We start from the raw sequence: 13,873 nt of genomic DNA on the forward strand, positions 1-13,873 counted from the left end.
TGCTGACCTCCTATCGATGTCCGACGGCAGTGCTGTCGACGGGTGTGCGGACCAGGTTCCAGCGCTGCGCCGCGTCGTCGTAGGCGATGTGCCCGGCGGCGGCGAAGCCGTCGAGCCAGCCCCGCATCGGCCAGCGCGACCAGCGACGATGGAAAGTTGTTGCGTTGGCGAGTATTTCGTCGAGGTGTTCGATCGGCGGGTCCGAGACCGGGTGGTGTTGATGATAGGCGTCCGCGCCGCCCACCCAGCGCAGGCGCGCGCCCACGGCCGCCGCCTTGTAGGCGAAGTCGGTGTCTTCGCCGCCGTAACCCCGATAGCGGGTGCAGAAGCCGCCCACCCGGCGCCAGGTCTCGGCGGTCATCGCGAACGAGAGCGACCAGAACAGGTCGAAATCCGTGCTGTCGGCGTGGGTTCGCGCCGGTGGGTCCGGTCGCGCCGGATGCGGGTCGCGCTGCCGGTGCAGCGCGGACAGGTCGTAGCCGCCGGGCGGGGCGGGCGGGAGGTAGGTCACGGGCCCGCACAGCAGCCGTGGCTCGGCGTCCGCCGCGGCTTGGTAGCGGGCGAGCAGCCCGGGACTCGGAATACAGTCCACGTCGAGGAAGACCAGCAGTTCCGCGCCCCGCGCGAGCGCCGTCCTGGCTCCTAGATTGCGTGCCCGGGCCAGGGGCAGCCGGGGCGTCCACGCGTCCAGCCAGACGCCGTGCGCGCCGTGCCGGCGGGCGAGGTCGAGGACGGCGGGATCGCCCATGGCCACCACGATGTGCTCGTCCGGCTGGATGGTGCTCGCGGCGAGACCGCGAAACTGGTTGCGCAGGTGACCGGTTCGTCCCGCCGCCAGGGTGACGACGGTGGTCGGGGGAGTCATGCCGCGGCCCGGGTGGCAGCGCGGGCCACCCGTTCGATGACGGCGGCCGCGCGCGCCGCCGCGCCGTGGGTGCGCCACTCCCGCCAGCGTCCGGCGTTCGTGCGCCGGGCCGCCTCGATCAGCGCGGGCCACCGGTCCGGTGCCGGCCACGCGTCGACGACGACGGCGAGTCCGGCGTCGGCGAGCGCCGTCGCGGTGGCGTGCTGTTCGCCGAACGGACGGTCCGCGGGAATGAGTACGGCGGGTTTGGCGGCGGCGGCGATATCGGCGACCGCGCCCTGCCCGGCGTGCGCGACGACGACGTCTGCATCGCACAGCAGCGGCCAGGGATCGTCCACCCAGTCACCCAAACCGGCCGTGCGCCAGCGATATTGCCGATGTCGAGCGGCGCACTCGCGGATGGTCGCCGCGGTGAACCGGCTGCCCCCGGCACCGGCGAGTACGAGCACGGTCGGGCGGGCCACGATATCGCGGGGGGCGGCGGGCGGCTGTCCCGCGAAGCGGCTCACCCCGCCGACGTAGTGGGTCTTGTCCGCGTAGGCCCGCAGCCAGGGTGGGTCGTAGCGCGCCTGCGGCCAGGTGGCGAGGAGGGCGTCGGCCAGATCGTGCACGAGGTTGTGCGGTGCGTCGACGCGGGTGCCCGGTAGCACCATGGCGACGACGGGTATGCCGTGCAGCCTGGCCAGCAGCGCGACCTCCACGGAGACGTCCACCACGAGGGCCGCGGGTCGTTCGGTGGCGATCCAGTTCGCGATCCGCGCCATCCGGTCACGCAGTCCCGCATCGGTTTTGGGCACCCAGTGCAGGCGACCCGAGGCGGTGGGATCGAGCACGGCCGGGGCCGAATCGTCCGGTGGCAGCCGCACACTGTCCGCGAACGCCGGGTCCGCGACCGGCAGCGACGTGAGAGCGGTGACGGGCGTGGCGAGTTCGGCGCAGATGGTGCGCGCCCGGATCAGGTGACCCGCGCCGTGATGATGAATGTAGTAGCCGATCATGCTGCCCCCTTCCGGGTTTCGGAGTAGGTCGCGGCGGCGACGAGACGCCGGTAGTGCTGTAGGTAGTTGTCGACCATGGTGGTGATGCCGCACGCCGCCACCGCCCGGGCCCGCGCGGCGGCCCGCGAGAATGTCGCGGCCGACGCGACCGCGGCGGCCATGGCCTCGATGTCACCGGGCGCGACCAGCCGGCCACACGCCGGATCCACGATCTCCGGGATCCCGCCGCGCTCGAACGCGACGACCGGGGTGCCGCAGGCCAGGGCTTCCGCGACGACCAGGCCGTACGGTTCGTCCCACAGCGGGGTGATCAGTGCGGCCGTGCACGAGCCGACCAGGCCGGCCAGCGCGGTCTGGTCGAGATGACCGTGGTAGATCGTGTTTTCGTCTAGTCGCGGCGCGATCGTCGCGTGGAAGTAGCCGGCGTCGCTGATCGGGCCGGCCAGGTGCAGCCGCCGTCCGGCGCGCCGCGCGGCGGCGATCGCGAGATGCGCGCCCTTCTCGGGCGTCAGTCGCCCGAACCAGACCAGGTCGGTGCCGCCGGGCCCCTGCGGCCACGCGCGCAGGTCGATCCCGTTGGCGACGACGCCGACCCGGCGCACGACGTGTCGCCAGGACTGCGCGGTATGTCTGCTGACGGCGACGAAGGCCGAACCGAGGCCCTTGCTGACATCGAGGGCCGACTCGAGCCAGGGCGTCGGCGGTGTGTGCAGCGTGGTCAGCATCGGGACGCCCAGCGCGGGCGCCATGGCGACCGGCAGGTAGTGCAGGCTGTGATTGTGGATCACGTCGAACGAGGTGGGCCCGATGGCGCCGAGGTCGGTCATCACGGTCAGGTAGGCGTGATGGTCGGCGAGGAATTGCCGCGGCAGCATCGAGGCGTCGGCGGCTGCCGCGGTGCTCGGGCTGAAGGCGCGCACCCGCACGGCCGCGCTCGCCGCTGTTCGATCACTGCCGTCGGCGGCGAACAGCGTCACCCGGTGACCGCGCGCTTGCAGGGCGCGGGCCAGATGCCACACGTGCGCTTCGAGCCCGCCGGCGAAGGGCTGGGTGATCGGATGCCGGTTGGAGGCGAGTAGTGCGATGGACAAACAACTTTCGTCCGTGGTCATCGGGACAGCGCCTGCTCGTAGATGCCGCGGTGCGCCGCCGCCAGCGCGGTGCGCTCGACCCGGCGCGTGGTCCAGTCCGCACGATCGGCGCGACGCTCGTACACCGTGCGCACCGCGCGATCCAGGGCGGCGGCGTCGAAGTGGGTCTCGTCGAAACCGAACACCGCGCACCGGCGTTGCTCGGCGTAGCAGCCGCAGCTCGGCGCGACGACCGCGGTACCCAGGTCGTAGCAGGCCTCCAGCCAGCCCGAGTGGGTGCCGAATCGGTACGGCAGCAGTGAGACCGTCAGCGACGAAAGGTACTGCCACAGTTGGTCGTCGGTGAAGTACTCGTGTAACCGGACCGACACACCGGGCCTGCGGCCGAAATCCACCAGGGCCGCGCCCGCGGTCGGGTTGTACCAATGGTTTTCCGGATCGAACAGTTCGTCGTGCAGATCGATGCGCAACCGCGCGTCGGGCAGTGTCGCGATCGTCTCGGCGAGCACCTCGAGGATCGGCAGCGGATCCATGTTGGCGCGCAGGCTTTTCGCGTGCACGCCGAGTACGAACGGTCCGCTCCGGCGCGGCGCCTCGATCAGCTCGCGTTCCACCACGTGCGGGTGGCTCAGTACCTGCGGCGTTCGGCCCCAGTACCGTTCGATCTGTGCCGCCGCCGACGGGGTGAGCGTGATGATCTCGTCGGCGGCCGGAATCAGCACGTCCAGCTGTTCGCGATGCGGGCGCGGATCGGGCTGGTGTGGGTTGCGCAGATCGTGCACGGTGTAGACCAGCGGCTTGCCGTGCTCGCGCAGCTCACCGATGATATCGGCGAGCACCTCGGTCGGTACCGAGTCGAAGCCGAAATGCACGTGGAAGACATCGAAGCGCTGGTGGTTGTGCCGGATCCACTGCGGATCGAGCATGACCGGTGGCCACCAACCGCCCGGCACCGTGCGGCCGTCGGCCGGTCGCGGATCCGGTAGCCGCACAACCCCGTCGGCCCCGTCGAGCGGGGCCAGGTGCCGGACGTAGACGTGTGAGGCAGGCACCGACGCGACGCGCAGTGTCGCGATCCGTGCCTGCGTTCGCGCGTCGGCGACGGCGGTCATACCGAGGTCCCGGCGTAGTGAACCGCCTCGTAGCCGAGCTGGACACCGATGCCGACATCGTGGTGAACGGGCGGCCTACCTGTGTCGATCTGCATGGCATTGCACCCCTTTCCAGACGATCATGTGGCTGAGTCGATGCCGATCTACCCGGGGTTTTCTCGAGCAAACCGAGGTGGTCGACGCGCGTACGCGGTGGCGGACCCATCGTTTACCGACCGGTTGCGCGGGTAGCTCTGCGATGTCCAGCGTGCAGAGTTCGAATGCCCCAGACCCCGGCATCGCGTGTCGACGGAAGGAGGTGAATCGAAATGACGACTGTGCTACAGGATCCGGGGCCGGATGGTGCCGCCTCCGATAACTGGAACGAGGCGTATAACGCCGACGATGACGGGCGCGATGATCGCCCGCGCTACTGACCGACTCCGGTAGCGCCTCAGCCGAGTAGTTGCCCGCACCGGTGCTGATCAGTCGGCACCGGTCGGGTAAGTTTGGCGGCCGGTTCACGGATTGGTTGGGGTGTTGAGAACGCGGTTGCAAGCTTCGGTCGACTGGTGGGCAGGCTTGCGGCAACGAGGGGGCTGGTCGTGGTGGGCCGCGGTGGCGGCGATCGCGGGCGGCACCCTGGTACTGGGCTGGCGGGCGAGCAAATACGGCAGCTGGATGGTCGACGACGCGGGCATCACGTTCGCCTACGCCCGCAGTGTCGCCGCGGGTCTGGGGCCGGTACTGCAACCGGGCGCGCCACCCGTGGAAGGGTTCTCCAATCCCACTTGGCTTTTCGTGCTCGTGGTGGGGTCCTGGTGTGGACTCTTCGACCGCGGCAGCATCTTCGGCGTGCCCGACTACGTGCTGTACCCGAAAGCGGTTGCGCTGCTGTGCTGTGCGGGCATTCTCGCCGCCTGCTATCTCGCGGCCCGGCGGGTCTCGCGCTGGCCCGCGCTGGTCACCTTCGCGGCGGGGGTGCTGCTGGCCGCGATCCCGTCGTTCGTGATCTGGTGCTTCTCCGGGCTGGAGAACTCGTTGTTCGCGCTGGCGGCGTGCGCGCTGGCGGTGCACCTGTTTCTCGCCGTGCTGGACGAGCGGTTGTGGACGCCCAAGGCAGCCGTGCTCGCCGGGGCGATAGCGGCATTCGCGGCCTTGACCCGCCCGGACGGCCTCATCTATCTCGTTGCCTACCCCGCGATTTCGCTGCTGCTGGTGCGGCGCGCGACGTGGACCGCCGCGCTGCGCGGGGTGCTCTACTCGGGTCTGGCGTTCGCGCTTCCGTTCGGGGCCTACCTGGTGTGGCGCTACAGCGAGTTCGGCAGGCTGGTCGCGAACACGGCGGTCGCGAAGAACCAGGAAATGCCCAGTGTGCAAGACCTGAGCCGGATCGGCGATCTGGTGCAGTACGCCGGTGCCCCCGCCGTCATCCTGGCGGTCGGCGTGGTGGGGCTCGCCCTGGCATCGCCGGGGAAGTGGCGTGACGGCGCCGTCGCGCTGCTGGTGCCACTGGCCCTGGCGATGGTCGCTTACTGTGTGCTGGAGCCGGATTGGATGGCGCAGTTCCGCTTCGCCACCCCGGTGTGGGCGCTCGGCGCCCTCGTCTTCGCGATCTCGGCGGGCGAGCTGCTGGCGAAGCTGCACCTGTACCGCCGGGTTCTGGTCGTGCTCGCCCTCGTCGGCGCGCTGATCCCGTCGGGCGTCGCGTTCGCCGACGCGTCCGGCTCGTATCGCGCGAATTCCGATGTGCCGCTGTGCTGGATCGTCTTGCGCTTCGGTGAGGTCTTCAACGGCTACGCCGATATCCTGGAGCTCGACCAAGGGTCGTTGTTCACCCCCGACATGGGCGGCAGCTCGCTGACGTCGCGGTTGCGGCTGATCGATATGGCCGGGCTGGTCGAGGCCCGGATCGCGAATATCTATGCGGGCGAGGACCACACCGATCTCAGCGACTACATTTTCGACGAGATCGAACCCACCTTCGTGCACACGCACGGCGGCTGGATGGGCAACCAGATCACCGTCGATCCGCGAATCGAGCGCGACTACTACCGGATCCACCGCTCCCCGGACCCGGACCGACCGGACGAGGACTGGGTCCGCAAAGACGTGGTGCGCGCGGAGAACCAACTGCAACAGCTGCGTGACTACGCGGGCCGGGTATTACCGCCGCTGTGGCCCGGCTTCCGCGCCTCCGATTCCTGCGGTCCGGCCCTGCGGCCGGGACAGACCCCGGGAAGCTGATCGACCGGACCACCGCGGGCGGTGTCGCTCACAACGTCCGGGCGATGATCTCCTTCATGATCTCGTTGGTGCCCGCGTAGATCATCTGCACCCGGTTGTCCACCCACATGCGGGAGATCGGGTACTCGGTCATGTAGCCGTAACCGCCGTGCAGTTGCAGGCATTCACTGGCGACCGACATCGCGCGCTCGGTGGTCCACCACTTGGCCATCGCGACGGTGGCGATATCGAGTTCGCCCGCAATGTGTTTGACGATGCAGTCGTCGGTGAACACGCGCGCGATCTTGGTCTCGGTCGCGACCTCGGCGAGCTTGAACTTGGTGTTCTGGAAGCCGAAGATGGTGCGGCCGAACGCTTCGCGCTCCTTGGTGTAGCGGATCGTGTGCGCCAGTGCGGTTTCCATGCCCGCCACCGCGCCGACCGCGATGATCAGGCGCTCCTGCGGCAGCTGCTGCATCAGCTGGACGAAGCCCTGGCCTTCGGCGGTACCCAGCAGGTTGGTCACCGGAACGCGAACGTCCTCGAAGAACAGCTCCGAGGTGTCCTGGCCTTTCTGGCCGATCTTGTCGAGCACCCGGCCGCGCCGGAACCCGGCCCGCTCGGCCTCGACGAGTACCAGGCTGACACCCGCGGCGCCCTGCGTGGCATCGGTCTTGACGACCACGATGATGAGGTCGGCCTGTGCGCCGTTGGTGATGAAGGTCTTGGATCCGTTGACGACGTACTCGTCGCCCTCGCGGACCGCCTTGGTCTTGATGTTCTGCAGGTCCGAGCCGGTGCCGGGCTCGGTCATCGCGATCGCGCCGACCACCTCGCCGGTGGCCATCTTCGGCAACCACTGCCGTTTCTGCTCCTCGGTGCCGTAGGCGAGCAGGTAGTGCGCGACGATGCCGTTGTGCAGGCTGGCGCCCCAAGCGGTGTCGAGGGCCTTGGCCTGCTCCTCGATCAGCACCGCCTCGTGCGCGAAAGTGCCACCGCCGCCGCCGTATTCCTCGGGAATGGACAGGCAGAGCAGGCCGAGTTCGCCCGCCTTGGTCCACAGGTCACGGTCGACGTGATGCTGGTCGATGAATTTCTCGATGTTCGGCGTGACCTCTTTCGCGAAGAAGGCCTGGGCGAGCTCGCGCAGCGCGTCGAGGTCGTCGTTCATCCAACTCGACCGGTAGGCGGCCATCGAGTCTCCTTTGGTTCGGGCGCCGGCGCTGGAATATATGTAACCAACATTCGCGGGTACAGCATGTACCCGGCGGGGTACAGTGTGTACCACCTACGCCGTGCGGGCAAGAGTTCCTGCGCGTCGAGCTGCGCGCATTCCGATACCGTGAGACCTCGTGGCAGAACGACGCTGGACCGACACCGCCGAGGCTCGGCGCTCGACCAGCCGCGCGCCGGGCCGGGACGAGCGGCGGCGGGTCATCGTGGACGCGGCCATCGCGGCCATTGAAGAGCACGGGCCCGACGCGTTGACCGGCCAGATCGCGGATCGGGCCGGTTTGGCGCGCAGTCACGTCTACCGGCATTTCGCCAGCAAAGAAGAGCTGGATCTGGCCGTGGCCCGCCGCGCGTACGACGATCTGAAGCGGCAGATCCGGGCGGCGCTCGAGATCGAGGGCTCGCCGTACGCGATCATCCGGGCGCCGATCGCCGAGCACGTCAGCTGGGCCGATGAACACCCGAACCTGTACCGGTTCCTGCTGGAACGCAACTACCGGCACGGCAGTGACGAGCCGCGGGTCGGCGGCAGTGCGTTCGCCGCCGAGATCTCCGCTGCCGCAACACGTTACATGCCGGAGTTCGGCGCAGATGCACTGGCGGCCGACCGTCTGGTCGTCGCTCTGCTAGGTCTCATCGACGCCTCGGTGCGCTGGTGGCTGGTGCATCGCGGCATGAGCAGGAACGAGCTGATCGAGCAACTCGCCACCGAAGCGTGGCTGCTGATCGATCATCGGCTCCGCGGGCTCGGTATCGAGCTGAACCTGCATGCGGAGTTGCCCGACGCGCGCTGACCTCGTCCGGGTGCTGCGCGTCCGGCGGCTGCTCCGTTTCCTTCGAAATCCGATCCGATTCGTCCGATCGAGTGCTAGGCTACCGATCAGCAACATTTGGTAATCTGAATTTTAGGATGTGAGCCCCATGAAGAGAATCGTCACGAGAGCGGTGCCGGGCGCGCTGCTCGCGATCCTGGCTTTCGCCGCACCCGCGCACGCGGCACCCGCGCACGCGGCACCCGTCAATGCGCAGCAGGCGCGGGACACCTGCCTCGATTACCTGCTGCAGACCATCCGGGCCATGCCCGAAGGCACCTACCTGGAGGCGGCACCCGACAGCTCGCTGCCGCCCGGACATGTCCTGCCGACGGGCACGGGCAGCGCCTTCCTGCCTCGCGCCGAGCACTATTCGCTGGGGTACCGGTTGCTGGGCGACAGCTCGTCGGCGGTCTACGGCGGCACCGAAGCCGCGTGGGAATCGTTCGGCTGGGAACTCGTCCGCAAACCCCCATACCCCAACGGCGCCACCGAAACACAGGTCCGCCCAGCCGACGGCTATCTGCTCGACGTGCTGCTCGGCGTGGGCAACGAATACACCGCCGTCACCCTCTCCTGCTCCACCACCGAACCCTTCCCCGGCGGCGGCCCCGCCCCTGCCCCGGTCCCGGCAACCCTCGTTCAATAGGTCGCTGTCAGGGTTGCTGAAAGCCCATGCCGCGCATGACAGTGGTGACGTGGCTGTCCCACAGGGCGTCGGTATCGGGGATGAGATCGGTGAGGCTGCCGAAGATTTCGGCGGAGATGAAGCCGAGGATCGAGGCCCAGGCGTTGGCCACGATGCCGGGTAGGGGAGTGGCGGGCAGCGTTTCGCCGTCCAGTAGGGCGTTCATGAGCGGGCCGATCGCCAAGGGGGGCACCGCGGTTCGTTCGGGGTCGGCGGCGCCGGAGCCGACCGCGGACAGGTAGGCGGCGCCCAAGGCGATGACGGTCCGGCCGGCAGCGGGTCCGGTTTCCTCGGGCAGGGCCTGGTGGCCGGGGATCGGCGTGCCGTTGATCAGGGCGAAGTCGGCCCGGTTGCGCAGCGACCATTGCCGGGCGGCGTCGCAGCAGGCGCGCCACTGCGTCGCCGGGTCGGTGCCGGCTTCCTGCTGCGCGGCGACGATGGCATCGGCCATGCTGTCGTACGCGTCCACGCACAGCGCGGTGATCAGTGCCGACTGGTTGTCGAAGTAGCGGAAGATCGCCGCGGGGGACATGCGCATCGCCCGCGCGATTCCGCGCAGCGACAGTCCGCCGGTGCCTTCGGTCTCGAGCTGCTGGCGGGCAAGGGATTTGATCTCGGCGATGGTCTCGGCGCGGCGTTCGGTCCGCCTCGTGGCCCGGCCCGGCGTGGCTGCGGGGGTGGTGGGCATCGGTGGTCCTTTCCGAGGGTCTCGCGGCTGCTGCGGAGCAGTCTAGCGTTGCCCGTACAAGATGATCACACTGTGAACAGTGTCTACGCCGATTCGCCATTGACAGCGACGTGCCGTCTGTGAATTATAGTAACAAAGTGATCGGCGATTACATTATGGGCGGAAGCCGATCTTCCGTGATCAGGAGCTGCCATGACCGCAGTGCAGACCAGCGCCAGGACGATGCTGGCGCAGGAGTATCGGGACGTCGCCGAGCTGCTGCGTACCCTCACGCCGCAGGAGTGGGAAACCGAGAGCCTCTGCGCCGGGTGGCGGGTTCGTGATGTCGTGGCCCATGTGCTCTACGAGGCGACCCCGCCGCTGCGGTACGTCTTCGAGATCGTCCGCACCGGCGGGTCGATGGACCGGCTGAACGAGCTCTACATCCGTCGCGGCGCATCCAAGACGACCGGGGAACTGCTGGCCGCGTTCGAATCGATCCACGGTCAGGGCCTGGGCGCCCGGGTCCTGCCGAGAAATGTGCTGGCGGACTTGATGATTCATCACCAGGACATTCGCCGCCCGCTGGCGCGCCCGCGCACCATACCGGCCGATCGCCTGCTCACTCTGCTACGCCATCCCGACCCGTTCCTGCGGCCGGGCCCGCGCATGCGGGGATTGCGTTTCGCCGCAACGGATGTCGACTGGGAACACGGTACCGGGCCGTCGGTGACCGGCCCGGGCGAAGCCATCTTCATGGCCATCGCGGGCCGTCCCGTCGCACTGGCGGACCTGCGCGGTCCCGGGGTCGATACATTGCGCGCGCGGCTGCGCTGACGACGGAGGTGTATCCGATGCCGAACTCTGCGCAACCCGATGTGCTGGTCTACACGACCGCCTGGTGCCCGTACTGCTGGCGACTCAAACGTCAACTACGTGGAGCCGGCGTCGTCTTCACCGAGATAGATGTCGAAAGCGACACCGCGGCAGCGGCTTACGTCTTGTCGGTGGCGGACGGGAACCGCACGGTGCCCACCGTGCGGATCGGCGAACGGGTGCTGGTCGCGCCGGATTTTCAGCAGGTGCTCGTCGCCTTGTCCGAAGCTACCGGGCACGCGGTCTGAGCCGTAGCGCCGCGGGCGCTTCGTTTTGTGGACCGCCGGGGCTCGCCCGCTTCGTTCAGCGCACTGACGCCGCGCTTCGTGTCGAGCAGGATTGACGTACGGCGCATCGCGGACGCCTCGACATCGAGTCCACGGTGTCGTTGCGGTTCCGTGCGACGAACCGAAGCGAGGTCTACGTGATGGCTGCTTTCTCGGCAGTACGAAAGACCGCCGACCGACGGCACGGCGCGGACAGTTACGACGACATCGAACCGGCACTGCTCGAATTGTCGGACCTGGATCGTGACGATCCCGGCTATTCGGCGCTGCGGGCGACGATTGTGCGCCGCTGCCTGCCGCTGGCCGATCACATCGCGCGCCGCTTCAGCGGCCGGGGCGAGACCTACGACGACCTCTATCAGATCGCGTCCGTGGGCGTCGTCCTGGCGGTCGATCGTTTCGATCCGTCGCGGGGCAGCCCGTTCCTCGCCTTCGCGGTGCCCACGATCATGGGCGAGGTGCGGCGGCATTTCCGTGATCACACCTGGGCGGTCCGGGTGCCGCGCCGGGTCAAGGAAACCCAGCAGCGGATCGGGCCGACGGTGGAGTTGCTGTCGCACCGGTTCGGCCGCCCGCCGACGGCGATGGAACTCGCGATCGAGCTCGACCTCGATCTGACCGAGGTCACCCAGGCGCTGATCGCCACCAACTGCTACCGGACCGATTCGCTGGATCCGGCGGCGGAAGCCGGAAGTGATACGGGCGCTGCGGCTTTCGCCGAGAACCTCGGTGACGAAGACGGAAACTACGAACTCACCGAGAACGCCCTCGCCGTCGCGCCGCTGCTGGCGGCCTTGCCCGAGGCGGAGCGCCGCATCCTGCACATGCGCTTCTTCGAAGGGCTCACCCAGGCGCAGATCGGTGAGCAGTGCGGGGTCTCCCAGATGCAGATCTCCCGAATCCTGTCGCGCACACTGCACGCGCTGCGCACCGAAGCCTTGGCCGACTGACCGCGGCGGGACCTCACCCGCCGAGGTCGTGCTCGGCCGATTGGTCGCGAGCACGCAGGTATCGCGCGAGGACCGCCGTGGATTCGGTGATCGCGCCGATGTAGCCGTCGGGGCGGACGAGGACGTAGGTGCCGGGAGTGACGTCGTAGCCTTCGCACGGGGACAGGGTGAACGTGGGCAAGCCGAGGTCCGGGGTGGGCGCGTCGAACGCGAGCAGGGTGTGGTGCGGTCCCCGGAAGGCGTCGAAAAGGGTGGTGCCGGAAGGTAGTCGGCCGTCCGGTGCCCGGTCTCCGGCGCGGAGCGCGCCCGGGTCGGCGCGGTCGTCGAGGGCGAGCGGGCCGTCGCGGTAGGAGATATCGAGCTGATGGATCGCGGGTGCGGTGCCGCCGCGGAAGTCCTGCTGATGCAGCAGCGAACTCAAGCCCAGGACGTTCGCGGCGACCGGCATCCGCTCGGCCGCATAGGTTTCCAGGAGCCCGGGGTCGGTTCCGTCGACGGCGGCCGCGAGCTTCCAGCCGAGGTTGTACGCGTCCTGGATCCCGGTGTTGAGTCCCTGGCCGCCGGCCGAGGAATGGACATGCGCCGCGTCGCCCGCGAGGAGCACCCGCCCGACCCGGTATCGATCGACCATGCGGACGTTCAAGCGGTACAACGAGATCCAGCGCAGATCGAACAGCTCGAGATCGGTGCGGCCGCAGCGTTGCGCGCACAGCCGCTGTACCGCCTCCAATGTCAGCTCCGGAGTCTGCTCGGCCGATAGCGACACGACGAACTGGTAGTAGTCGCTGCCGGGTAGGTTCCACAGCGAAAACCGTTGGCCCACATCGCCGCCGCCGGTGAGGATATGGCAGTAGTGCCCGTCGAGACCGCGCACCCGGATGTCGCCGATCAGGGTGCGTTCGGATTCGACGGCGTCGCCGATGAACTCGACGCCGATCGCCTTGCGGACGGTGCTGTGCCCGCCGTCGGTGCCCACCAGGTAGGCGGCCTCGATCGGGCCGCTCGTCGTGTGCGCGATGACGCGGTCGGCGTGCTGGTCGACAGCGACGACTTCGGAGTTCCACTCGACCTGCCCGCCCAGTTCGACCAAGCGGCGGTGCAGGATCTCCTCGGTCCGCCACTGCGGAATCAGCCAGGGATCCGGGAACGGCACGGTGGCCGAGGCCGAAAGCTTCGGTGTGCCGAGCATGTCGGCGATGGACCGTTCCCACAGCACCTCCTGTCCCCGGTACAGCCGGAACTCGGGGAAGGGCGCGCCACCGGCGAAGACGGCGTCGAGCACGTCGAGGTCGGCGCAAACTTCGAGTGTGCGCTGCTGCAATCCCTTCGCGCGCGAGCCGGGAAACACGCCCGGCGCCTTGTCCAGGAGGCGGAACGGCACCTGACGCCGCGCGAGATCACAGGCCAGGGGTGAGTCCGGTCGGGCCGGCCCCGACGATCACTACCGTCACCGAGTTGCTCCTTCGTGCCGGAGTAGAACGAGTAGGACATCGTCGACGAGGTGGGTGATGAACGCGTCGTCGAACCCGGTACCGAGCTGGGTCTGGCGCAACATCATCGCCTCGGCGACGTCGTGGATCAGGTCGACATCGGTGTCCGCGGGCAGGTCGCCACGGTCCATCGCGCGCCGCAGTGCGTCGTGGAAGGGGGAGAGTTCCTCGTCGTCGATGTGCGCGCGCAGCGCGGCGGCGAGGTCCGCGTCGAACCGCATGGCGGCGACCAACCCGCCGATCATCGTCGTGTAGCGCTCGGAAGCCTTGGTGCACAACGCTTCCAGGACCGCGAGCAGATCACCGCGTAACGTGCCGGTGTCGGGGATGGCAGCGTTGTGGTCCGCGTCGTAGGCGTCCAATGCCGCCTTGACCAGTTCGGCCTTGTTGCGCCAGCGGCGGTAGATGGTGGCCTTGCTGGCGTTGGCTCGCGCCGCCACCGCGTCCATGGTCAGGGCGGGGTAGCCCTGTTCGGCGACGAGATCCAGCGTGGCCGCCAGGATCGCATCGACTCGTTGCTGACCTCTGATCATGGCGCGAAGCGTACGATACCGTTTCGTACACTTCAAGGGAATTATCGTCCGCCCTGAACGCGCACT

13 protein-coding genes and 1 pseudogene are annotated in these 13,873 nt (G+C 68.6%); 6 read left to right on the plus strand and 8 right to left on the minus strand.

What is annotated here, in order from left to right:
- Nucleotides 1–10 precede the first annotated feature (10 nt).
- From O3I_RS15710 to O3I_RS15725, 4 genes are read right to left on the minus strand one after another with little or no spacing between them, the layout of a single operon-like run.
- Nucleotides 11–865: a glycosyltransferase family 2 protein gene (locus O3I_RS15710; protein ID WP_041562637.1), complete on the minus strand. Its 855-nt coding sequence runs from the start codon at nucleotides 863–865 to the stop codon at nucleotides 11–13.
- Complete coding sequence (locus O3I_RS15715; protein WP_014983920.1) at nucleotides 862–1,863, minus strand: glycosyltransferase; 1,002 nt, start codon at nucleotides 1,861–1,863, stop codon at nucleotides 862–864. Before O3I_RS15715 ends, O3I_RS15710 begins: the two co-directional genes overlap by 4 nt.
- On the minus strand, nucleotides 1,860–2,975 hold the full coding sequence (locus O3I_RS15720) for a glycosyltransferase (protein WP_014983921.1): 1,116 nt from the start codon (nucleotides 2,973–2,975) through the stop codon (nucleotides 1,860–1,862). The genes O3I_RS15715 and O3I_RS15720 overlap by 4 nt, the downstream gene beginning before the upstream one ends.
- Entirely contained in the window at nucleotides 2,972–4,066 is a 1,095-nt protein-coding gene (locus O3I_RS15725; RefSeq protein ID WP_014983922.1) for a glycosyltransferase, read from the minus strand. Before O3I_RS15725 ends, O3I_RS15720 begins: the two co-directional genes overlap by 4 nt.
- A 561-nt stretch (nucleotides 4,067–4,627) precedes the next feature.
- Here O3I_RS15725 and O3I_RS15730 point away from each other — a divergent pair.
- Nucleotides 4,628–6,292: a hypothetical protein gene (locus tag O3I_RS15730; RefSeq protein ID WP_148282690.1), complete on the plus strand. Its 1,665-nt coding sequence runs from the start codon at nucleotides 4,628–4,630 to the stop codon at nucleotides 6,290–6,292.
- A 28-nt stretch (nucleotides 6,293–6,320) separates the two neighbouring features.
- Here O3I_RS15730 and O3I_RS15735 read toward each other — a convergent pair whose 3' ends face one another.
- A complete protein-coding gene (locus O3I_RS15735) occupies nucleotides 6,321–7,466 on the minus strand; it encodes an acyl-CoA dehydrogenase family protein (RefSeq protein ID WP_014983924.1) in 1,146 nt (381 codons plus the stop codon).
- A gap of 157 nt (nucleotides 7,467–7,623) precedes the next feature.
- On the opposite strand from O3I_RS15735, the gene O3I_RS15740 reads away from it, so the two are divergent.
- Both O3I_RS15740 and O3I_RS15745 read left to right on the plus strand, forming a co-directional pair.
- Complete coding sequence (locus O3I_RS15740) at nucleotides 7,624–8,298, plus strand: TetR/AcrR family transcriptional regulator (RefSeq protein ID WP_014983925.1); 675 nt, start codon at nucleotides 7,624–7,626, stop codon at nucleotides 8,296–8,298.
- A gap of 127 nt (nucleotides 8,299–8,425) precedes the next feature.
- Nucleotides 8,426–8,965: a hypothetical protein gene (locus tag O3I_RS15745; protein ID WP_014983926.1), complete on the plus strand. Its 540-nt coding sequence runs from the start codon at nucleotides 8,426–8,428 to the stop codon at nucleotides 8,963–8,965.
- A 7-nt stretch (nucleotides 8,966–8,972) separates the two neighbouring features.
- Here O3I_RS15745 and O3I_RS15750 read toward each other — a convergent pair whose 3' ends face one another.
- Entirely contained in the window at nucleotides 8,973–9,692 is a 720-nt protein-coding gene (locus tag O3I_RS15750) for a TetR/AcrR family transcriptional regulator (RefSeq protein ID WP_014983927.1), read from the minus strand.
- A gap of 192 nt (nucleotides 9,693–9,884) precedes the next feature.
- On the opposite strand from O3I_RS15750, the gene O3I_RS15755 reads away from it, so the two are divergent.
- The 3 genes from O3I_RS15755 (at nucleotide 9,885) to O3I_RS15765 (ending at nucleotide 11,784) form a co-directional block, all read left to right on the plus strand.
- Nucleotides 9,885–10,508 (plus strand): maleylpyruvate isomerase family mycothiol-dependent enzyme, encoded by a 624-nt coding sequence (locus O3I_RS15755; protein ID WP_014983928.1) that lies wholly within the window; start codon nucleotides 9,885–9,887, stop codon nucleotides 10,506–10,508.
- Nucleotides 10,509–10,525: 17 nt separating this feature from the next.
- The gene (locus tag O3I_RS15760; protein WP_014983929.1) at nucleotides 10,526–10,795 is read left to right on the plus strand and encodes a glutaredoxin family protein; all 270 of its coding nucleotides are present in this window, start codon (nucleotides 10,526–10,528) and stop codon (nucleotides 10,793–10,795) included.
- 179 nt (nucleotides 10,796–10,974) lie between these two features.
- Nucleotides 10,975–11,784 carry a SigB/SigF/SigG family RNA polymerase sigma factor gene (locus O3I_RS15765; protein ID WP_041563870.1) on the plus strand — a complete coding sequence of 270 codons (810 nt, stop codon included), beginning with the start codon at nucleotides 10,975–10,977 and terminating at the stop codon, nucleotides 11,782–11,784.
- 13 nt (nucleotides 11,785–11,797) lie between these two features.
- Here the strand turns inward: O3I_RS15765 and O3I_RS15770 are convergent.
- Nucleotides 11,798–13,235, minus strand: a pseudogene (locus O3I_RS15770) (FAD-dependent monooxygenase).
- Complete coding sequence (locus O3I_RS15775) at nucleotides 13,232–13,807, minus strand: TetR/AcrR family transcriptional regulator (RefSeq protein ID WP_014983932.1); 576 nt, start codon at nucleotides 13,805–13,807, stop codon at nucleotides 13,232–13,234. Before O3I_RS15775 ends, O3I_RS15770 begins: the two are co-directional and overlap by 4 nt.
- Nucleotides 13,808–13,873: the final 66 nt, after the last annotated feature.

The sequence above is a fragment of the Nocardia brasiliensis ATCC 700358 genome (genome assembly GCF_000250675.2).
Lineage (GTDB): Bacteria > Actinomycetota > Actinomycetes > Mycobacteriales > Mycobacteriaceae > Nocardia > Nocardia brasiliensis_B.

What these genes read in the sequence shown, in the direction of transcription:
- O3I_RS15710 (WP_041562637.1), bottom strand. Translation starts at nt 865, where the DNA reads ATGACTCCCCCGACCACCGTCGTCACCCTGGCGGCGGGACGAACCGGT.
- O3I_RS15715 (WP_014983920.1), bottom strand. Translation starts at nt 1,863, where the DNA reads ATGATCGGCTACTACATTCATCATCACGGCGCGGGTCACCTGATCCGG.
- O3I_RS15720 (WP_014983921.1), bottom strand. Translation starts at nt 2,975, where the DNA reads ATGACCACGGACGAAAGTTGTTTGTCCATCGCACTACTCGCCTCCAAC.
- O3I_RS15725 (WP_014983922.1), bottom strand. Translation starts at nt 4,066, where the DNA reads ATGACCGCCGTCGCCGACGCGCGAACGCAGGCACGGATCGCGACACTG.
- O3I_RS15735 (WP_014983924.1), bottom strand. Translation starts at nt 7,466, where the DNA reads ATGGCCGCCTACCGGTCGAGTTGGATGAACGACGACCTCGACGCGCTG.
- O3I_RS15745 (WP_014983926.1), top strand. Translation starts at nt 8,426, where the DNA reads ATGAAGAGAATCGTCACGAGAGCGGTGCCGGGCGCGCTGCTCGCGATC.
- O3I_RS15750 (WP_014983927.1), bottom strand. Translation starts at nt 9,692, where the DNA reads ATGCCCACCACCCCCGCAGCCACGCCGGGCCGGGCCACGAGGCGGACC.
- O3I_RS15755 (WP_014983928.1), top strand. Translation starts at nt 9,885, where the DNA reads ATGACCGCAGTGCAGACCAGCGCCAGGACGATGCTGGCGCAGGAGTAT.
- O3I_RS15760 (WP_014983929.1), top strand. Translation starts at nt 10,526, where the DNA reads ATGCCGAACTCTGCGCAACCCGATGTGCTGGTCTACACGACCGCCTGG.
- O3I_RS15765 (WP_041563870.1), top strand. Translation starts at nt 10,975, where the DNA reads ATGGCTGCTTTCTCGGCAGTACGAAAGACCGCCGACCGACGGCACGGC.
- O3I_RS15775 (WP_014983932.1), bottom strand. Translation starts at nt 13,807, where the DNA reads ATGATCAGAGGTCAGCAACGAGTCGATGCGATCCTGGCGGCCACGCTG.